The 453-nt window shown below is 41.9% G+C and carries 1 protein-coding gene; it reads right to left on the bottom strand.

All coding sequences use genetic code 11. The features are described 5' to 3' along the window. A partial coding sequence (locus HMPREF2991_RS11205) for a Spy0128 family protein (RefSeq protein WP_306806716.1) occupies nucleotides 1–453 on the bottom strand: 453 nt, incomplete at both ends.

The raw sequence follows: 453 nt of genomic DNA, 5'->3' as shown, positions 1-453 counted from the left end.
TGTCACACCTTTTTCACTACCTGCTTTTTCAGTGATAGTGTATGTGTGGTTGCCTACTGCTGCGTACTTGATATCTTCGAAAGTAACAGTACCATCTGCTGCGTTTGTCGCTGTTGCGACTACTTTGTCACCTTCTTTAAGTTCAAACTCATATTTACCTGCTTCAAGAGCTTTACCATCCAAGACTTTAGTAGCCGTGATAGTAGCACTTGTTGTAGCTGCTTTATAAGTGTTGGTGAAGGTTGGGTTGTTACCTGTAACAGCTGCAACAAGTTGACCTTGGCCGTTATCTGTAACTTTTACCTTAACTTCGTGTTTAGCAGTATCGTATGTCACACCTTTTTCGCTACCTGCTTTTTCAGTGATAGTGTAAGTGTATTCACCTGCTGTTTCTAACTCAATTTCTTTGAAAGTAACGGTGCCGTCTGCAGCGTTTTTAGCTGTCGCAACGAC

Source organism: Streptococcus sp. HMSC072D07, assembly GCF_001814835.1.
GTDB lineage: Bacteria > Bacillota > Bacilli > Lactobacillales > Streptococcaceae > Streptococcus.
The sequence above is the reverse complement of the archived record's forward strand: the minus strand, read 5'-3'. Positions and strand labels throughout refer to the sequence as shown.